Consider the following 16,328-nt stretch of genomic DNA (forward strand, 5'->3'; position numbering starts at 1 on the left):
GATCTGACTTGATCTTAAATACTTGTTTGCGAAAATCTAGTGAATAACTCATTCTCAAAGATACTAAAAATATGTCAAATTATTATGATTTAACTATACATTACTTCGAGCAGGTTTATCGAAAGCGGGTCTTACCTCCGCTTGAAAAACATACAGTTGGGCTACACCCTTCCGAGAGCTATAGTACAAAAAGTAGGAATTGAGCAATGCCGTTTCTACCTGTCGGCAAGCAACCTGTTCACCATAACCAACTATACGGGATACGACCCTGAAGTGGGTGGCGGGGTCGACTACGGCAACTACCCTCAATCGCGGACATTTATGATTGGTGCAAACATTAATTTTTAAAAAACTGAATCATGAAAAAATATATATCAACAAATATACTATGCATCCTGTCGGCTTTGTTCCTCACATCGTGCAACGATTGGCTGACCGAAACGAGCCCGGGTGTAACCGAACTTGATGATTATTTCACTAATGGGCAAACCGCCATACAATCCGTGAATGCAGCATATACGCCCATAGCATGGGACTATAACACTACTTTTATCAATGAATGGTTTATTGGTGATGTTGTTTCCGACGATGCCCTCAAAGGCGGACAAAACATTAGCGATATGGCTGATGCCTACGACATGGAAAACTTCAAAACCAACTCAAACAACGGTCTTTTGCTCGATTATTACAGAGCGCAGTATCAGGGTATCAGCCGTTGCAACCTTGTATTGCAGGAAGTACCGCCGATGGCGACAGACACAATAATGGATATAAAACTGAAAGACCGCCTGATTGGCGAAGCCAAGTTCCTTCGTGCCATGTACTACTTCCGGCTTGTACGGATATTCGGAGGAGTACCGAAGATAGACTTCGTGATAATGAGCAATAACCAATGGAAACAGCCACGCGCCTCGGCCGACGATATATACAAGTTTATCATCGAAGACCTGCTTGACGCCGAAAAGAAACTATGGGTAAAAAGTGAATATAAGGCTGAAGACCTCGGACGCGCAACAAAAGGTGCTGCACAAGCCATGTTGCTGAAAGCTTACCTGTATGCTCACAACTATCCGGAAGCCGAGAAATGGGGAGCAACACTGGTCAAGCAAGCCGAAGATGACGGAGAATATAGCCTCTGCACCAATTACAAAGACAATTTTGCACTTGCCGGAGAAAACGGGCAGGAGTCGATATTCGAGATACAATACATGTCTGACCCGCAAAGCGACTACGGCGGCTTTGGATTCTCCCGCGGTACATTCGGCGTTGTGCTCACACGTTCGCGTTCGTCGAAACTAGGAGGAGGCTGGGGCTTCAACAAACCGACTCAAGACCTCTACAATGAATACGAAACCAGCGATCCGCGCCGCGATGCTACAATACTAAAACCAACCGATGCCGAAATAGAAACACCCGAACAGGAAATATACCTCGGTTCGCGCTACGTAAGCAAGAAATATGCAATGATGGAAGACGGAGCCGGAGGCACCATATTCAAGCTGGACCACGATAGCCGCGGTCCGATCAATACAAAGGCAATACGCTATGCCGACGCTCTGCTTATGTATGCCGAGGCCTGCGTAGAAAACAATAATACCACTACAGCCAAATGGGCACTCGAAAAAGTAAGGGAGAGAGCCAGAGGCGGCAACAACGCCATACTACCGGCTTTCCCTAACTACAAAGGATATACCGACACCAAAGCCGACCTGATAAAAGCAATCCGCCACGAACGCCGCGTAGAGTTGGCAATGGAAGGGCACCGCTGGTTCGACCTCTGCCGCTGGGGAACTGTGAAAAAAGTAATGGATGCCTACAAGGCAAACGAAACAGAAGAAGCCCGTAAGCATATGGCAGACTTTATAGAAGGAAAACACGAGCTGTTCCCTATTCCCGCCGAAGAAGTCAATCTCGGTTCATTAACTCAAAACAACGGATATTGATTATATAAATATATAAACCTAAAATCAAATTTCTAATTATTAAAATTAAAGAATCATGAAAAAGAATTTTTTTATGCTGCTCTTCATGAGCCTATTATTCACAGGTATAGTTGCAACTTCTTGCTCAAGTGATGACGATGACAATGTTGAAAAACCAGGAGGTAACAACAATGGCGGAGATGATGGCAACGACAAGGATTTACACGAATCGTTGCAAGGAAGCAACTATTATGTACTGATACTCGACGGCGAAACTTCTGCAACCATCGAAAAGAAAATCGTAGCAGACTACAGGCCCGACGACACAAACAAATTCCTTTATGTATGGGATAATACATACGATGGAGGTACATCTACAGGCCCTAACTTCTATGGCGAAGTAGAGGGATGGACATCGCTGATCGTAGGTGGCGCAGGATGGTCTGGCTGCGGATTTGCAGTAACCGACGGAGTAGATATGACTAAAGTAGACGATTCGTACTCTTTCCATATAGCAATGAAGAGCAAAGACAATGCTTCGCACGTGCTCATCTTCTACGGAAACGACGGTACTAAAGATGTAGAAGTGAAGATATGCATAGGTAGCACAAACTTCGAAGAAGTTGCTCCTTATACCGATTTCAAACGCGATGGCGAATGGCACGAAATCATCATACCGGTAAGCGACCTGTTCGACAAAGGACTACGCTTTGCTAAAGCATCGCCCGATGCCAACGTACTGGCATTCCTTAGTGGTGGCGTTACAGGCACTACACTCGATGCCGACGCTGCATTCTTCTACAAACCAAAATCTAAATAGTTCGGTTTAGTGCATATACAAGGTGTGGCATAAGTAGTGCTACACCTTGTATTCTAACCAGAAGATTTAAGATTGAATGAATATAATTTCACTGAATCCTTGTGTAGTCCCATGAAAAAAATACCTTATAAAATGTTTTTATTATCCTTTTTTATTATCCTTTTCGCATGCTCAGGTTCGAATGATGGCAACCCACCGAAGGAAGATTCCGTACCTATCGAAACAGGTTCGGGCGAAACAGACGGCTACAAGCTTGTATGGGAAGATTTATTTCAAGCACCCGAATTAGACAACAGCAAATGGGCTATTGAAGTTTATGGCGATGGCAGTGGCAACAGGGAGTTGCAATATTACCTCGAAAAAAATATATCATTAGGGCTTGAACCTGTGACAAAAAAAAGCAGCCTGATAATTACAGCCCGCAAAGAAAACCATAAAGGGCAGCCTGCCACATCGGGACGTATTACCACACAAAACAAATACGAATTTACGCATGGCAAAGTGGAAGCCAGCATAAAACTTCCCGGTACGGCAAATGGGCTGTGGCCTGCATTCTGGCTGCTGGGTGCAGATTTCCCTACAAAGGGATGGCCTGCCTGCGGCGAAATAGACATTCTGGAAATGGGGCATGGCAACGGCATAAAGAACAACATTCAGGATAAATACTTCAACGGAGCCCTGCATTGGGGACCCGACTGGAACGGAGGCGCATATCCCAATTATGCCAAAGACAAAACCGCCGATTATAGTTTGCAAGACGACTTCCACCTTTATACACTTATCTGGGACGAATCGACAATAAGAATGTACTTAGATATCGACAAGCACCCCGGCACCAGTCCTTACTTCGAAATGGACATCAAGGATAAAACAACAGATACATCTTCGGGAAACTATTTCCACAAGGATTTCTTTATCATCCTCAACCTTGCTGTAGGAGGAAACTTCCCTCAGATATGGGACATCAATAAAGTAACAGCCTTCGACAATGGCGATGCAAAAATGTATGTCGACTTTGTCAAAGTATATAAAAAGACAGATTAAATAATAATATAAGATAACAGTTATGAAAAAGCTTATTTACTGCCTGTTATGCGCCTTCTCCCTTTCGCTCTTTGCCTGTTCGGACGACAACGGCGAACCTCAGGGCAATGGCAACGGGACAGATGATGGAGGAAAGGTGGATTACACAAGTGTACAGAAACGAAGCTTCAAACGGGGAGTTTCGTACAACTTCCAGATGCTCGAAGACGTCGCCCTTTTAGGTCCCGGCGTATCGTGGTTTTACAACTGGGGGCCGGATATCAGCAACGACCTCAATAATGCGGTAACTCCTCAAAAACTAGACTTTTACCCGATGGCATGGAACGGCGCATTCAGCGAAAGCAAAATACGCGCATACAAGCAAGCTCATCCCAACTGCGAATATATCCTCGCCTTCAACGAACCGAACCTTACCGACCAGGCAAATATGACGCCTACAGAAGCGGCTACCCACTGGCCACGCCTGAGAGCATTAGCCAACGAGCTTAATATGAAAATCATCTCTCCGGCAATGAACTACGGAACATTGGCTAATTATAGCGACCCGATAAAATGGCTCGACGAATTTTTCAAGCTCGTACCCCTTTCGGATATCGACGGCATTGCCATACACTGCTATATGGGCACACCGGCTTCGTTGAAATCGTATGTCGGCCTTTTCAAGAAATATGGAAAGCCTATCTGGATGACCGAGTTTTGTGCATGGGAATCGTATATCAACAATGTATCGAAACAGATGGCGTATATGTGCGATGTGCTGAACTATATGGAATGCGACCCCGACATCTACCGCTACGCATGGTTTATACCCCGCACCAACGGAAGCGTAAACTCGTACCGTGGTGCTACTATAGAGATATTGCTCGATGGGAAAACCAACAAGACCGTGGAGATGCCTACTACCGGAAATGATGACGTGTGGCAAACCGAGACTATCCAAGTCCAGTTGGAACAAGGGAAACACTCGTTGCGCGTGAAGATGAATAAAGGGTCGATGTGTATGAACTGGCTCAGGTATAAATAATACGGATAAAAAAGTAACATATCCTCAATTATATTCTTCCGGCTTTATCTATATAAGCCCCCTCCATCCGCCAAGGGGAAGCCCCCTAATCCCCCTTGGGGGACTTATGTGCAAAGCCATGACGAGGGAGAGGAAAAAGTAACAAGGAAAAAGTGATAAAAATGTGTTACAAGTGTTACTTTTTAGAGAGATACAAGATACCAGTAGACGAGTAAACGAGTTGGTTTCTGATAAAATATGAACTTGTATCTCGTATCTTGTTTACTTGTATCTAAAGAAAAGGTAACAAGGAAAAAGTAATGAAAAGGTGTTACAAGTGTTACTTTTTGGGGAGATGCAAGACACCAGTAGACGAGTTAACGAGCTGGTCTCTTGTAAAATAAGAACTTGTATCTCGTATCTTGTTTACTTGTATCTAAAGAAAAGGTAACAAGGAAAAAGTAATGAAAAGGTGTTACACGTGTTACTTTTTCTCTTAGCTGATAGGAGTAACTAAAAAAAATAGAATGATGAAAATAAAAGATATAATAATTTTGGCTTTATTGCTGGCAGTAATAACGGGGTGCTCCGAGAAGAAAGACCCGGTAGAACAGAAAATAGACCAGTTGATATCGCAAATGACCCTGAAAGAAAAAATAGGGCAAATGAACCAACTCACCGGAATAGGCATGGCTGACGATATGACAAATGCTGTGCGAAACGGTGACGTAGGCTCTATATTGAACGAAATAGATGCCGTGACTGTAAACAAACTGCAAAAAATAGCAGTGGAAGAAAGCCGCCTGAAAATCCCATTGATATTTGCACGCGACGTAATACATGGTTACAAAACAATATTCCCCATACCATTGGGGCAGGCTGCATCGTGGAATCCTGCCGTTGCCGAAAGCGGAGCCCGTGTAGCAGCCGAAGAAGCCAGTTCGGTCGGCATCCGCTGGACTTTCGCACCGATGATAGACATCAGCCGCGATCCGCGGTGGGGACGCATAGCCGAATCGTGCGGCGAAGACCCATACCTCACTTCGGTAATAGGAGCAGCTATGGTAAAAGGATTTCAGGGCGACACGCTATCTGCTCCCGGCAGTATAGCAGCATGCGCCAAACACTTTGTAGGCTATGGGGCTAGCGAATCGGGAAAAGACTACAATACTACATGGATACCCGAGCTGCAACTAAGGGAAGTATATTTCCCGCCATTCCAGGCAGCAATAGAAGCCGGAGCAGCTACATTTATGTGCTCGTTCAACGATATTAACGGAGTTCCTGCTTCGGGCAGCACATTCCTCAACCGCCAGGTACTACGCAAAGAATGGAAGTACGATGGAGTATTGGTTAGCGACTGGGGTTCTATCGAGCAAATGATACCTCACGGTTTTTGCGCCGACCTGAAAGAAGCCGGAGAGAAAGCTGCTATTGCAGGTGTAGATATCGACATGATGGGATATGCATATATCAACCATCTGGAAGAATTGGTAAAAAGCGGGGCTGTGAACGAAAAACTGATAGACGAGGCTGTGCGCAACATCTTGCGTCTTAAATTCCGTCTGGGGCTCTTCGAAAACCCTTATGTTAAAGAACAAGGAAGGGATGCCTTTTACACCGAATCGTCTTTGCAGAAAGCAAAAGACGCTGCCATAGAAAGCGTTGTATTGCTAAAAAACGACAACGATGTGTTGCCTCTGAGCAATAATATAAAATCGGTAGCCGTTGTCGGCCCATTGTCCGATTCGCAAGCCGACCAACTGGGAACATGGTGTTTCGATGCCGAGCCCGAACATTCGGTGACGCCACTCACTGCAATCCGAAACGACTATGGGACGCAAGTACGGGTAATAGCAGAAGAAGGACTTACGTATAGCCGCGACAAAAATGCAAACGGGATAAGCAAAGCCGTTGCCGCAGCACGGAATGCTGATGTAATACTATTCTTTGCCGGCGAGGAAGCCGTATTGTCGGGAGAAGCCCGTTCGAGAGCAGATATCAGCCTGCCGGGCAAACAAATGGAAATGCTCGCAGCATTGAAGCAGACTGGCAAGCCTGTGGTGATGATCGTTATGGCAGGCAGGCCATTGACAATAGAGAAAGAAGTGGAAATGGCAGATGCCGTATTATACGCATTTCATGGTGGCACAATGGCCGGCCCGGCACTGGCAGACCTCATTTTCGGGAAAGCCATACCATCGGGCAAGCTGCCTGTAACCATGCCACGGATGGTAGGGCAAGTTCCGGTCTATTATTCGCATAAAATGACAGGGCGTCCGGCTCAGAATATCACATTGATAGACGACATCGAAGTGGGAGCCAAACAGACTTCTATAGGGTTTACAAGCTATCACCTCGACGCCGGAGACTCGCCTCTCTTCCCATTCGGATACGGGCTTTCGTACACTACATTCAAGTATGGGGATGTGAAACTGTCGGCCACTGCTTTGGGTATGAACGATGAACTGACAGCAACCTGCGACATAACCAATACCGGCAACTATACTGCTAGCGAAGTAGTGCAGCTTTATATCCGCGACAAGGTAGGCTCGCTTGTACGCCCTGTAAAAGAGTTGAAGGGATTTGACAAGGTGCAGGTTGAAGCAGGACAAACAAAGACTATATCATTTACCATAACTGCAAACGACCTTGCATTCTGGCACGAAGATATGGCGAAGCGTCCCGAAGCAGGAGACTTTACGCTATGGATTGCAACAGACAGCAGTTCGGGTACAAGTGTAGACTTTACTTTGAGGTAAAGACAAGCTAAAAGCAAACAAAGGCTGCCCCCTCACCGGAGCAGCCTTCGCTTATCATATATGTTGGCCTATACGTTTATGGTGTACAGCCTCCTGCATAGTTACCCCATCGCAGGGTAATCTCTTTGCCATCGTGCACATCACCGTTATTGTCCTTAATTACCACGGCAATGGTAGCATATCCCATCTTGTATCGTCCACCCCCGTTTGTAGGCGCTGTGCCTTTTATGACTAGCGAACGGGTACCTTCTCCGGTAATCTGTATAGTGTTAAAATCGGCCGGATTGGTAGAACCGGATTCGTTCCAGTACTCTTCTTTTATTACATACATATTATATCTAGTAGAGGTGAACGTTATATCGTCTATAGCGGCTCCCTGGCACATATCCTGTTCGAGATTGCCACCTGCTGCCTCTATCTGATCGTAAACAGAAATCTCGATATAGTTAGTCGCCGCACAGTCTGCACATCCGGCAGGAGTCAACTTGAATATGGCCTCACCCACCTTTGTAGGCACAAATCCGGGGAAAACGAGCGACCCTTCTTTGGGAGGCACCGGCATATTGCCCAAGTCGTCGCCCGTATATGTCCATGTCCAGCTCCTCGTATGTCTTTCGCCTTTCTCCGGAGAAGTACCGTCCCAATAGTAGTCCTCAACTTCTTGCGAGGGGATTGGAGAATTGACAGGTACCTCGATAGTGTAGGAAACTCGATTATCCAAATTGATACTACGTGAAGAATAAAGAAACATTAGTTCGAAATCGGCAGGAACAGACACCCCCCCCGGAGGATTTTTTAGTCTGGCTCTGTAATAGTCTTTGCTATAGTTAACCGGCATAGTAGCACAGTTATTTTTGAATAAATTTGGGTAATCGGGGTCTGTAAAGGTTCCAGGAGCCGGAAGATAGCCTGGTATTTCAGGCGGTGCAGGCCTTCCCATACAAAAAGGTACGTATTCGGAAATATCATTATCATATTCATCTTTCGCGTCCCCCCACGTATAAGGCCCCACCTGCCGGGTGCTGGTCTTGTACATAGGTCGAGGATTCGTAATACTTTCTATTACTCCATTTGGTATACCAGATCTAGAATTGACTATAAATTCGGTCTCCGTTTCGCTTCCATCCGGATTTTTGGTTACTTTGAACCAAAGTAAGCTATCGCCATTCAAATCTACATCAGGAAGGTAATAGTACGCAGTACCTTTGAGGATGTAAGAGTCCGGGTCGTTGCGCCTTGGACGATAAAGAGGTACAACCAAACAGTCGCGTGCGATAATCCTAGGTGTAGTGCTCCGGTCTACGTTTATCGTTACCATGTCTGAGGTAACGACGTTGCAAGCCTTTGTGTCGAACAGCTCTACATAGTATTTGCCCGTAACAGCCACTGCCGAATCTACACCCAGCATAGTCCCTCCCTTTATGCTTGTCCATTCGATTATATTATTGCCAGCCTCAACATCTGCTTTATAAGGAGAGATAAGTTCGCGCGAATGACCATCTCGCAGCCTGTACCAACGCAGAGTGTAGTTGTCGGCAGATATGTCGGCAGGCAGGCCGCTCAGCCTAAATTTAACCACATCACGCCCCAGCACTATATTGAGCGGAGTGGCAGAGCCATTGCCGTTGGCTTCTATTTTTATATCTATCTTATTTTTTTGAAGGCAGAGATGTAAACCGGCATACGATCCGACTCACAATCGTCGTTCACATTGTATGCCGATACATAAAAGGCGAGGTTTTCCGTTATTTCCGAATTGTCGCTTTTTTTGTGCACATACCTGTCTACATAGCCTGCAGTGCGGCGGAAAGGAGTTTCGCTGTATTCGTCTTCGTACCAGAAGATAGAGTCGGCTCCGGCGAGGGCTGTTGCCGTGACAGACACCTCTTTGGCATCGCAGATAGAAGAGGGCGCCGTTACCGAGAGCATGGCGGCCGAGCACACAAACGGGCACGGCTCTTGCAATCGCACCCACACTTGGTGGCTCCATGTATACACACCCCGGCAAAGATTGTAAGCCGGATGTTCGGTCAGGTTGAAAACAGTGTAGCCATCGTGTGGTGCGGCATCCGAGTGCGAAAACATAGAGACGCTGTTGGAACCCGAATTACCGGTATATACATCTGTAGAGTTGCGCGCTACCAATCGCACGCGGGGCAGCAACAAGCCCCGGAAAGCATTTGCCCCTTCGCCAGACTTTTCTTTCAGGTCGAGCAAAGCACCGGGCACGGGCTTTTCGCCACTACCCACCGTCACCTGCGCGCATACATTGCTGCCGGCAAGGAGGGCCAGGAGGAAAAAGCACAAAGTGTAGCTTATATGTCTTTTTTTCATTATTCGTTTTGTTTTGGTTATGTAAAGTATTTATCGATTACATTAGTCATTGTGCGTTGGCTTCTGCCCTGCCTTGTGAGGCGCGAAGGCAGGATCTTTCTTTTTCAGGCAGAGCCTGATCAGGGACACGACGGCTTGCCGGCACCGGTAGTCTGGTTGCCCAGTTCTACATCGGAGCTGTTGTAGAGCGTACAATTGCCCGAGTAAGAGTATATAGCATCGCGGATGGAGTTAAGAACAGCTTCCGTCATATCATTATACCCCAGATTTATCTGTGTCAGCTTATTGTTTCGTGTAAGGTCGATCGCCGTCAGGTTGTTGTGGCTGAGGTTGAGTATTTTCAGTTTCCTGTTTTTGCGCACATAGACAGCCTCCAGAAAACAATTGCTCGCATCGAGGCGTTCGAGCTCCGGTAAAGAGCTCAGATCAATAGTATTAGTCCCACCTCCCCATTTTTTGTTGCTTGGTAAATTATTGCTAAGGTTGAGTTCGCGCAGACCGGTCAATTTCGAAAGCCCTTCGAAAGTGCAGACCCATTTGTTATCGCTTTCTGCATTACTCAGATCTAATTTTGTTACCCTCAACACTCTGGGCCCACCGCACGGATCGTCCACCTCTTCCCATGTAGCATAGCCATCAGGATTGTCGGGAGCAAAGTCTCTCCATTCAAAAAGAAATAAAGGATCGGAAAGAGGCCTGGGAAGAATATCACTCTTATTTAGAAGAACGTATACTTCCCAGGCATTTTTTCCCAGAAAATTTAGTAAAGCAATCGAGTCGCTGGAGCGGGGATCTACATAAGGCTTGGGCCTGAGGGGCATCCATACTTCAATTCTACCATCATTTGCCCACACATATACAGAGGCTGTATCCTTGTCGCTACCCCTTACACAGCCGCCTCTTGCATCTGCGTTTGGCTTGGTGGCTTTTGTGTTGTAGACCATCATTCCGGCATGTATTTTACGATCCCAGGTGCCGGAAGCACCTGTTATTGAGCCTGTCATATCAGATGGCCTAAAGTCTGTTATTTCCACACGGGGAAGCGCCAGAGCCCCACGCGCTGTTTCGCCGCCTTGGTGTGTATTATCATCTTTCAGCTGGAGCAATGCTCCCGGTGAGGGCTCCTGCTCGCTGCCTATCGACACCTGCCCCAGCAAGGCAACGGGCAACAGCATACCTGCGAGCAGCCATATAGCGGTCTTTCTTATTATATTGTTCATATATGTATCCGTTTTTAATTTATTATCAATACTATTGCTTTTTTCAGATCGTATGTAGCGGCAGCGCAAACAGGCACGCCAACTACTCAAGGTGTGATAGGACAATCAGGCTTGGAATCAGCTTGAACACCTGTCTGCCAAACTGAACATAGGCCTGCAGCAAGGAATAAGTCGCGCATTGCTACCAATTCGCTTGACGAAAAGGCGCATCCCTTGAGCGACATCTGCCTAAGGGTGGCGATATGCGGTATCAGATAGTTCTTGAGGGATTTCAAGTTAGGATTATTCGTTAGATAGAGTGTTTTGACGCAGGGCTCCGTTGGCAGCCTCAAACCACCATCTTGCAGATTGTTTCTATCTAGTTTTATAGTAGACAGCCGATTATTAGAACTAAGGTCAAGCTCTTGGATATTATTATTTTCCAAGAGTATTTCCGTTAGAAGATGGCTATACGCCAGAGAAAGAGAACTAAGAGCCCCTTTTTTCTTTGCTGAACTATTAATTACGGAAAGAGATTTCAATAGCATATTTCTAGAAAGGTCTAACTGGGTAAGAGAGGTTTGCTGCGATAGATCCAAATCAGTCAAGGCCACACATCCCCGTAGATTTATAGTTGCCAACTTCCCGTCAGCAAGAAAGAGCCCCACGAGGGGGGTCCTCGAGTCGCGGATCATAGGATTGTCATAGTCACCAAGCCTGCTAATATCAAGTTCGTTCCGATTTGTGCTTGCAAACCCCCAGTCTGTTATACCTGGGCTTCCCGAAACAAGTGGCGAGCAATCTATATCTGTCAACTTCGGATGATAGCCAAGAGTGAGTTTTTTGAGGTTAAGACATCCTCTAAGGTTGAGTTTTTTAAGCTCTTCGAGGTTCGAAACATCTAGCTCTTCCAGCGGATTGTAATACAAAGTCAAAGTCTGCAAGGCCTTCATATTGTTTAGTGCTCTCGCGTTTTGAATATTCTTGTGGATAATCTTCAAACCTGTCAATCGCATCCCGGAGCAATCTCTAGTCCAAACTTCTCTGATTACCTGCTGAGCATCGATGTTATATACAGAATTCTCATTTTTCCTTGTTCTCGTTATTTCAGTCGCAGTATACCAATTGGCACCACTTGGTTTAATATCACATTCAAGAAGAGGGCCACTTTCGTAGATATTGGCGGGCCAGTGAGCACTCAAGCCCGGGTTGTCGCTCAGAAATTGCGCCAAGGCCAGCGTGTCTTCTCTGGCGCTGCCGGGCAGTGATGTCACTTGGGTAGTTCCTATCCCTTCCCATTTGTCGCCCATCCACACGAATGTTCCCATCGATTCGCAGCCGGTCCTTCTGGGGTTGTATATCAGCAGTCCGGTATGTTCTTCGAGGTCCCACGGGTCGCCGGGTATGCTATTGCCGCCCTCTATGGTTTGGCGCAGGTCGCTGCCGGGCGCCGTGAGCGATACCAGAGGTACGCGTGGCAGCATCAAGCCTCTGGTGGAGTTTCTGCCGGTGGGGTTGTTGGTTTCTTTTAGCTGCAGCAGCGCGCCTTCTTCGGACGCGCTGTCGGAGCCTATAGTCGTCTGGGCATTGGCCGGCGATACGAACAGTATCAGGGAGAAAAGCAAGGTAAAGGCTGTTGCTTTTCGCCTGTTGAGTTTTGTGTAGGTTTTCATCATAAATTTCATGTCATAATTAAAATTTTAAGTTCCAAATCGTATCTGTTTGTAAAAAAGTACTTATGTCGTAACAATCCTCCGGATTTGAAGCCTGCATGTCTCGCAATACTTACAGGCGATTTTCCCAAACAGCCAAGTAAACAAACAGTGGTGATACGATGCCAGAACAGCAGACTTCAGTGGCCGGAGTGTGTTGGTTTTGCGGTGTATGTCAGTCAAACAAAGCACCCCCTTGCTGCAAAGCCTCGATGGGGCTTTGCGGCAAGGGGGTGTTGTATATAAAAAAATCCTGTAATCCTTTGGAAAGGAAAGTTACACGATAATTGTGTTTTTCGGAAAAATTTCTTACATTGAGGGGTTTACCGTTCTCTGATGGAAGTTTTTGCGCACAGCAAAATAGAGAACTACCTAGAAGCTCTCTCTCTCTCTCTCTCTCTCTCTCTCTCTCTCTCTCTCTCTCTCTCTCTAATAATATGTTAACAACCAAATATTCAGCCATTAAACAAGCATAAAGCTTGCTTTTTATACCACTTATTCGCATTGTATAACCGTTTGTTTATACTGCAAAAAAAATAGAACTTTCCGGCGATATAAGAAATAAAATAAGGATTTATTGCAATTTTTTATAAACTAGCCAGGTGGCTGTAAAAATTGAAGGCTGCCCGTTTTGAACAGGCAGCCTTCAATTTTTTTTAGTTGGTGCTAGGCGGCGTTATTTTTCGAATGCGTCGTCTATGGCTTTTCCTCTCCATGCCTGAGGGCATTGCAGCCCGAAGATTTTGGCTATTGTGGCGGCATAGTCGTAATCTACTATTACTCCTTCTATTTCATGTCCTTTTTTTATGCCCGGCCCGTGTACAACGATGGGGATTTCTACTTCCTGCATGCTCTTTTTGCCATGCCCCTTGTCTATTCCTCCATGATCGGCAACTACCATGATGACAGTCTGACTGGCGATACCTGCATCTTTTACAGCCTGCACTATCCTGCCTATCCGTTCATCTACTTTCTTCAGCATTTCGTAATATTCGGGAGTGTCGTGCCCTATTTTATGGCCGGTATGGTCGGGCTCGTCGAAATGGATAAAGGTAAATGCCGGTTTATGGTTTTTTATAATATATGCGGCAGTGTCGGCAGTGAGGTCTTCATTCGACTTTGTGGGGATCAGGTAGTCTATTATTTCTTTTTCCAGCAGATGTTCGATGCCCTGCCAACTGTATATGGCAGCAGTCTTGGCTTCCGGCTTTTGTTCTTTCAGTATTGTATATATCGAAGGGAATTTTCCATATTGGCTGATTACCGCCGATGGTATTTCCGGTGTCTGGCTGCCCCATTCGGTGTATCCGTGGATAGTAGGGCTTGCGCTCATCAATATCGAAGCCCAGTTGACGGCACTCGACGATGGCAGCACCGACCTCGACTTGACAGACCATGCCCCTTGCGAAGCCAGGTTTTTCAGGTTGGGCATGTCGGCTTTGTGGTAGGCATATGCTCCGAAACCGTCGCAGCCTATTACTACTACATGCTTTATGTCGGAGGCGTTGATACTTGCAGTTGCAAGGATGAGGAAATGAAAGGCTATAATAAAGATTCTTTTCATGGGTTAAGTAGGTTTTGGTTATATTTCGATTGCAAATTTAATATAAATCAATTTATAAGGGTTGCCCCGAAAGGAAATATTGTTGTTTGTTTTCAATTATTAAACAAAGGTAGTGGTGCAGGATTGTAATTATATTTTTTAACTTTGCGTGATTATAGTATGCGCAAAATAGATTTTTATAATAAAGATTGACAATCTGAAGAAAGATTATTAAGGATGGACATATTGGAATTGAGCGAACAGGAAATTATTCGCAGACAAAGCTTGGACGAGTTGAGGAAACTGGGTATAGATCCGTATCCGGCAGCATTGTATGATGTAAATGCTTATTCGGCCGAAATCAAGGATAACTTCGAAGACGAAAAAGAGCGCCGCGAAGTAACTATCGCAGGCCGTATCATGAGCCGCCGCATCATGGGCAAAGCTTCTTTTATGGAGTTGCAGGATGCCGAAGGCCGTATTCAGGTATATATTTCGAGAGACGACCTTTGTCCCGGCGAAGATAAAGACCTCTACAATGTTGTATTCAAAAAACTTCTCGATATAGGCGACTACGTAGGCGTGAAAGGATACGTATTCCGCACACAGATGGGTGAGATATCAGTACACTGCGAAGCACTGACCGTACTTAGCAAGTCGCTGCGCCCGCTTCCTATAGTGAAAGTGAAAGACGGGGTTACCTACGATGGTTTTACCGACCCTGAACAACGCTATCGCCAACGCTATGTAGACCTTATAGTAAATGAAGGTGTAAAAGATACTTTCCTCAAACGTACAAAGGTATTCAATTCGATGCGTGAGTTCCTTAATGGCCACGGATATATCGAAGTAGATACGCCTGTGCTCCAAAGTATTCCGGGTGGAGCCACTGCACGCCCTTTCATCACACACCACAATGCACTCGATATTCCGTTATACCTGCGTATTGCCAACGAGCTATACCTGAAACGTCTTATCGTGGGCGGTTTCGATGGGGTGTATGAGTTTAGCCGTAACTTCCGCAACGAGGGTATGGACCGCACACACAATCCTGAGTTTACTGTCATGGAGTTTTACGCTGCATACAAGGACTATAACTGGATGATGGACTTTACCGAACGCATGCTCGAAAAAATCTGTACCGACGTACATGGTACTACAAAAGTAATGATGGGCGGCAAAGAGATCGATTACAAAGCACCATATCCGCGTGTAACGATGATAGACTCCATCAAGCACTTTACTGGTGTAGACATAAGCGGCATGGATGAAACACAGCTTCGCGATGTATGCAAGCAACTCGATATAGAACAGGATGAAACAATGGGTAAAGGAAAACTCATTGATGCTATCTTTGGCGAGAAATGCGAAGGCAACTATATACAACCGACCTTTATCATAGATTATCCGATAGAAATGTCGCCACTTACCAAGAAGCACAGGAACAATCCCGAACTGACAGAGCGTTTCGAACTGATGGTAAACGGAAAAGAGCTAGCCAACGCTTACTCTGAGCTGAACGACCCTATCGACCAACGCATCCGTTTCGAAGACCAGTTGAAACTGTCGGAAAAAGGAGACGATGAGGCCATGTTTATCGATCAGGATTTCCTTCGCGCTCTCGAATACGGTATGCCGCCTACAAGTGGTATCGGTATCGGTATGGACAGGCTCGTGATGTTTATGACCGGGCAGGAAAGCATACAGGAAGTAATGTTCTTCCCGCAAATGCGCCCTGAGAAAGTAACAGCTAAAGATGCTGCAAGCAAATATGTAGAACTGGGTGTTGCCGAAGAACTGGTGCCTGTTGTACAAAAGGCAGGTTACCTGACGGTAGATGCACTGAAAGAGTCGAAAGCACAAAAGATAAGGCAGGACATCGGTGAAGTGAATAAAAAATATAAGCTGGAATTGAACCTGCCATCGGTAGAGGAAATAGAAGGCTGGCTTCGAAAATAGTAAATGAGTTAATTAGCAGGTTAGCAAATA

General features: G+C 45.8%; 13 protein-coding genes. 7 read left to right on the plus strand and 6 right to left on the minus strand.

What is annotated here, in order from left to right; translation table 11 throughout:
- Window positions 1-141: 141 nt before the first annotated feature.
- From D0T57_RS13655 to bglX, 6 genes are all read left to right on the plus strand, one after another.
- Window positions 142-348 carry a hypothetical protein gene (locus D0T57_RS13655; RefSeq protein ID WP_368666931.1) on the plus strand — a complete coding sequence of 69 codons (207 nt, stop codon included), beginning with the start codon at window positions 142-144 and terminating at the stop codon, window positions 346-348.
- An 11-nt stretch (window positions 349-359) separates the two neighbouring features.
- A complete protein-coding gene (locus D0T57_RS13660; RefSeq protein WP_163274045.1) occupies window positions 360-1,943 on the plus strand; it encodes a RagB/SusD family nutrient uptake outer membrane protein in 1,584 nt (527 codons plus the stop codon).
- Between the two features lie 55 nt (window positions 1,944-1,998).
- Window positions 1,999-2,742 (plus strand): hypothetical protein, encoded by a 744-nt coding sequence (locus D0T57_RS13665; RefSeq protein WP_163274046.1) that lies wholly within the window; start codon window positions 1,999-2,001, stop codon window positions 2,740-2,742.
- A gap of 132 nt (window positions 2,743-2,874) precedes the next feature.
- Window positions 2,875-3,786, plus strand: a complete 912-nt coding sequence (locus tag D0T57_RS13670; protein WP_221412311.1) for a family 16 glycosylhydrolase — start codon at window positions 2,875-2,877, stop codon at window positions 3,784-3,786.
- A 22-nt stretch (window positions 3,787-3,808) separates the two neighbouring features.
- Window positions 3,809-4,810: a glycosyl hydrolase gene (locus tag D0T57_RS13675; protein ID WP_163274048.1), complete on the plus strand. Its 1,002-nt coding sequence runs from the start codon at window positions 3,809-3,811 to the stop codon at window positions 4,808-4,810.
- A 509-nt stretch (window positions 4,811-5,319) separates the two neighbouring features.
- Entirely contained in the window at window positions 5,320-7,551 is a 2,232-nt protein-coding gene (gene bglX, locus D0T57_RS13680; protein WP_163274074.1) for a beta-glucosidase BglX, read from the plus strand.
- A gap of 76 nt (window positions 7,552-7,627) precedes the next feature.
- On the opposite strand, the gene D0T57_RS13685 is transcribed toward bglX, so the two are convergent.
- The 6 genes from D0T57_RS13685 to D0T57_RS13710 form a co-directional block, all read right to left on the minus strand.
- Complete coding sequence (locus tag D0T57_RS13685) at window positions 7,628-9,130, minus strand: hypothetical protein (RefSeq protein WP_163274049.1); 1,503 nt, start codon at window positions 9,128-9,130, stop codon at window positions 7,628-7,630.
- Window positions 9,131-9,195: 65 nt separating this feature from the next.
- Window positions 9,196-9,885, minus strand: a complete 690-nt coding sequence (locus D0T57_RS13690) for a hypothetical protein (protein WP_163274050.1) — start codon at window positions 9,883-9,885, stop codon at window positions 9,196-9,198.
- 119 nt (window positions 9,886-10,004) lie between these two features.
- A complete protein-coding gene (locus D0T57_RS13695) occupies window positions 10,005-11,105 on the minus strand; it encodes a hypothetical protein (protein WP_163274051.1) in 1,101 nt (366 codons plus the stop codon).
- Between the two features lie 86 nt (window positions 11,106-11,191).
- A complete protein-coding gene (locus D0T57_RS13700; protein ID WP_221412312.1) occupies window positions 11,192-12,760 on the minus strand; it encodes a hypothetical protein in 1,569 nt (522 codons plus the stop codon).
- 211 nt (window positions 12,761-12,971) lie between these two features.
- Window positions 12,972-13,301 carry a hypothetical protein gene (locus tag D0T57_RS13705; RefSeq protein ID WP_163274053.1) on the minus strand — a complete coding sequence of 110 codons (330 nt, stop codon included), beginning with the start codon at window positions 13,299-13,301 and terminating at the stop codon, window positions 12,972-12,974.
- A 171-nt stretch (window positions 13,302-13,472) separates the two neighbouring features.
- Window positions 13,473-14,360: an alkaline phosphatase gene (locus D0T57_RS13710; protein ID WP_163274054.1), complete on the minus strand. Its 888-nt coding sequence runs from the start codon at window positions 14,358-14,360 to the stop codon at window positions 13,473-13,475.
- Window positions 14,361-14,576: 216 nt separating this feature from the next.
- Here D0T57_RS13710 and lysS point away from each other — a divergent pair, with 216 nt between their 5' ends.
- Window positions 14,577-16,298 (plus strand): lysine--tRNA ligase, encoded by a 1,722-nt coding sequence (gene lysS, locus D0T57_RS13715; RefSeq protein ID WP_163274055.1) that lies wholly within the window; start codon window positions 14,577-14,579, stop codon window positions 16,296-16,298.
- Window positions 16,299-16,328 lie beyond the last annotated feature (30 nt).

Source organism: Dysgonomonas sp. 511, assembly GCF_010501105.1.
Taxonomy (GTDB): domain Bacteria; phylum Bacteroidota; class Bacteroidia; order Bacteroidales; family Dysgonomonadaceae; genus Dysgonomonas.

Coding starts and splice junctions, on each gene's coding strand:
- D0T57_RS13675 (WP_163274048.1), top strand. CDS start 3,809: ATGAAAAAGCTTATTTACTGCCTGTTATGCGCCTTCTCCCTTTCGCTC.
- D0T57_RS13710 (WP_163274054.1), bottom strand. CDS start 14,360: ATGAAAAGAATCTTTATTATAGCCTTTCATTTCCTCATCCTTGCAACT.
- D0T57_RS13705 (WP_163274053.1), bottom strand. CDS start 13,301: ATGCGAATAAGTGGTATAAAAAGCAAGCTTTATGCTTGTTTAATGGCT.
- bglX (WP_163274074.1), top strand. CDS start 5,320: ATGAAAATAAAAGATATAATAATTTTGGCTTTATTGCTGGCAGTAATA.
- lysS (WP_163274055.1), top strand. CDS start 14,577: ATGGACATATTGGAATTGAGCGAACAGGAAATTATTCGCAGACAAAGC.
- D0T57_RS13700 (WP_221412312.1), bottom strand. CDS start 12,760: ATGATGAAAACCTACACAAAACTCAACAGGCGAAAAGCAACAGCCTTT.
- D0T57_RS13670 (WP_221412311.1), top strand. CDS start 2,875: ATGTTTTTATTATCCTTTTTTATTATCCTTTTCGCATGCTCAGGTTCG.
- D0T57_RS13695 (WP_163274051.1), bottom strand. CDS start 11,105: ATGAACAATATAATAAGAAAGACCGCTATATGGCTGCTCGCAGGTATG.
- D0T57_RS13665 (WP_163274046.1), top strand. CDS start 1,999: ATGAAAAAGAATTTTTTTATGCTGCTCTTCATGAGCCTATTATTCACA.
- D0T57_RS13690 (WP_163274050.1), bottom strand. CDS start 9,885: ATGAAAAAAAGACATATAAGCTACACTTTGTGCTTTTTCCTCCTGGCC.
- D0T57_RS13660 (WP_163274045.1), top strand. CDS start 360: ATGAAAAAATATATATCAACAAATATACTATGCATCCTGTCGGCTTTG.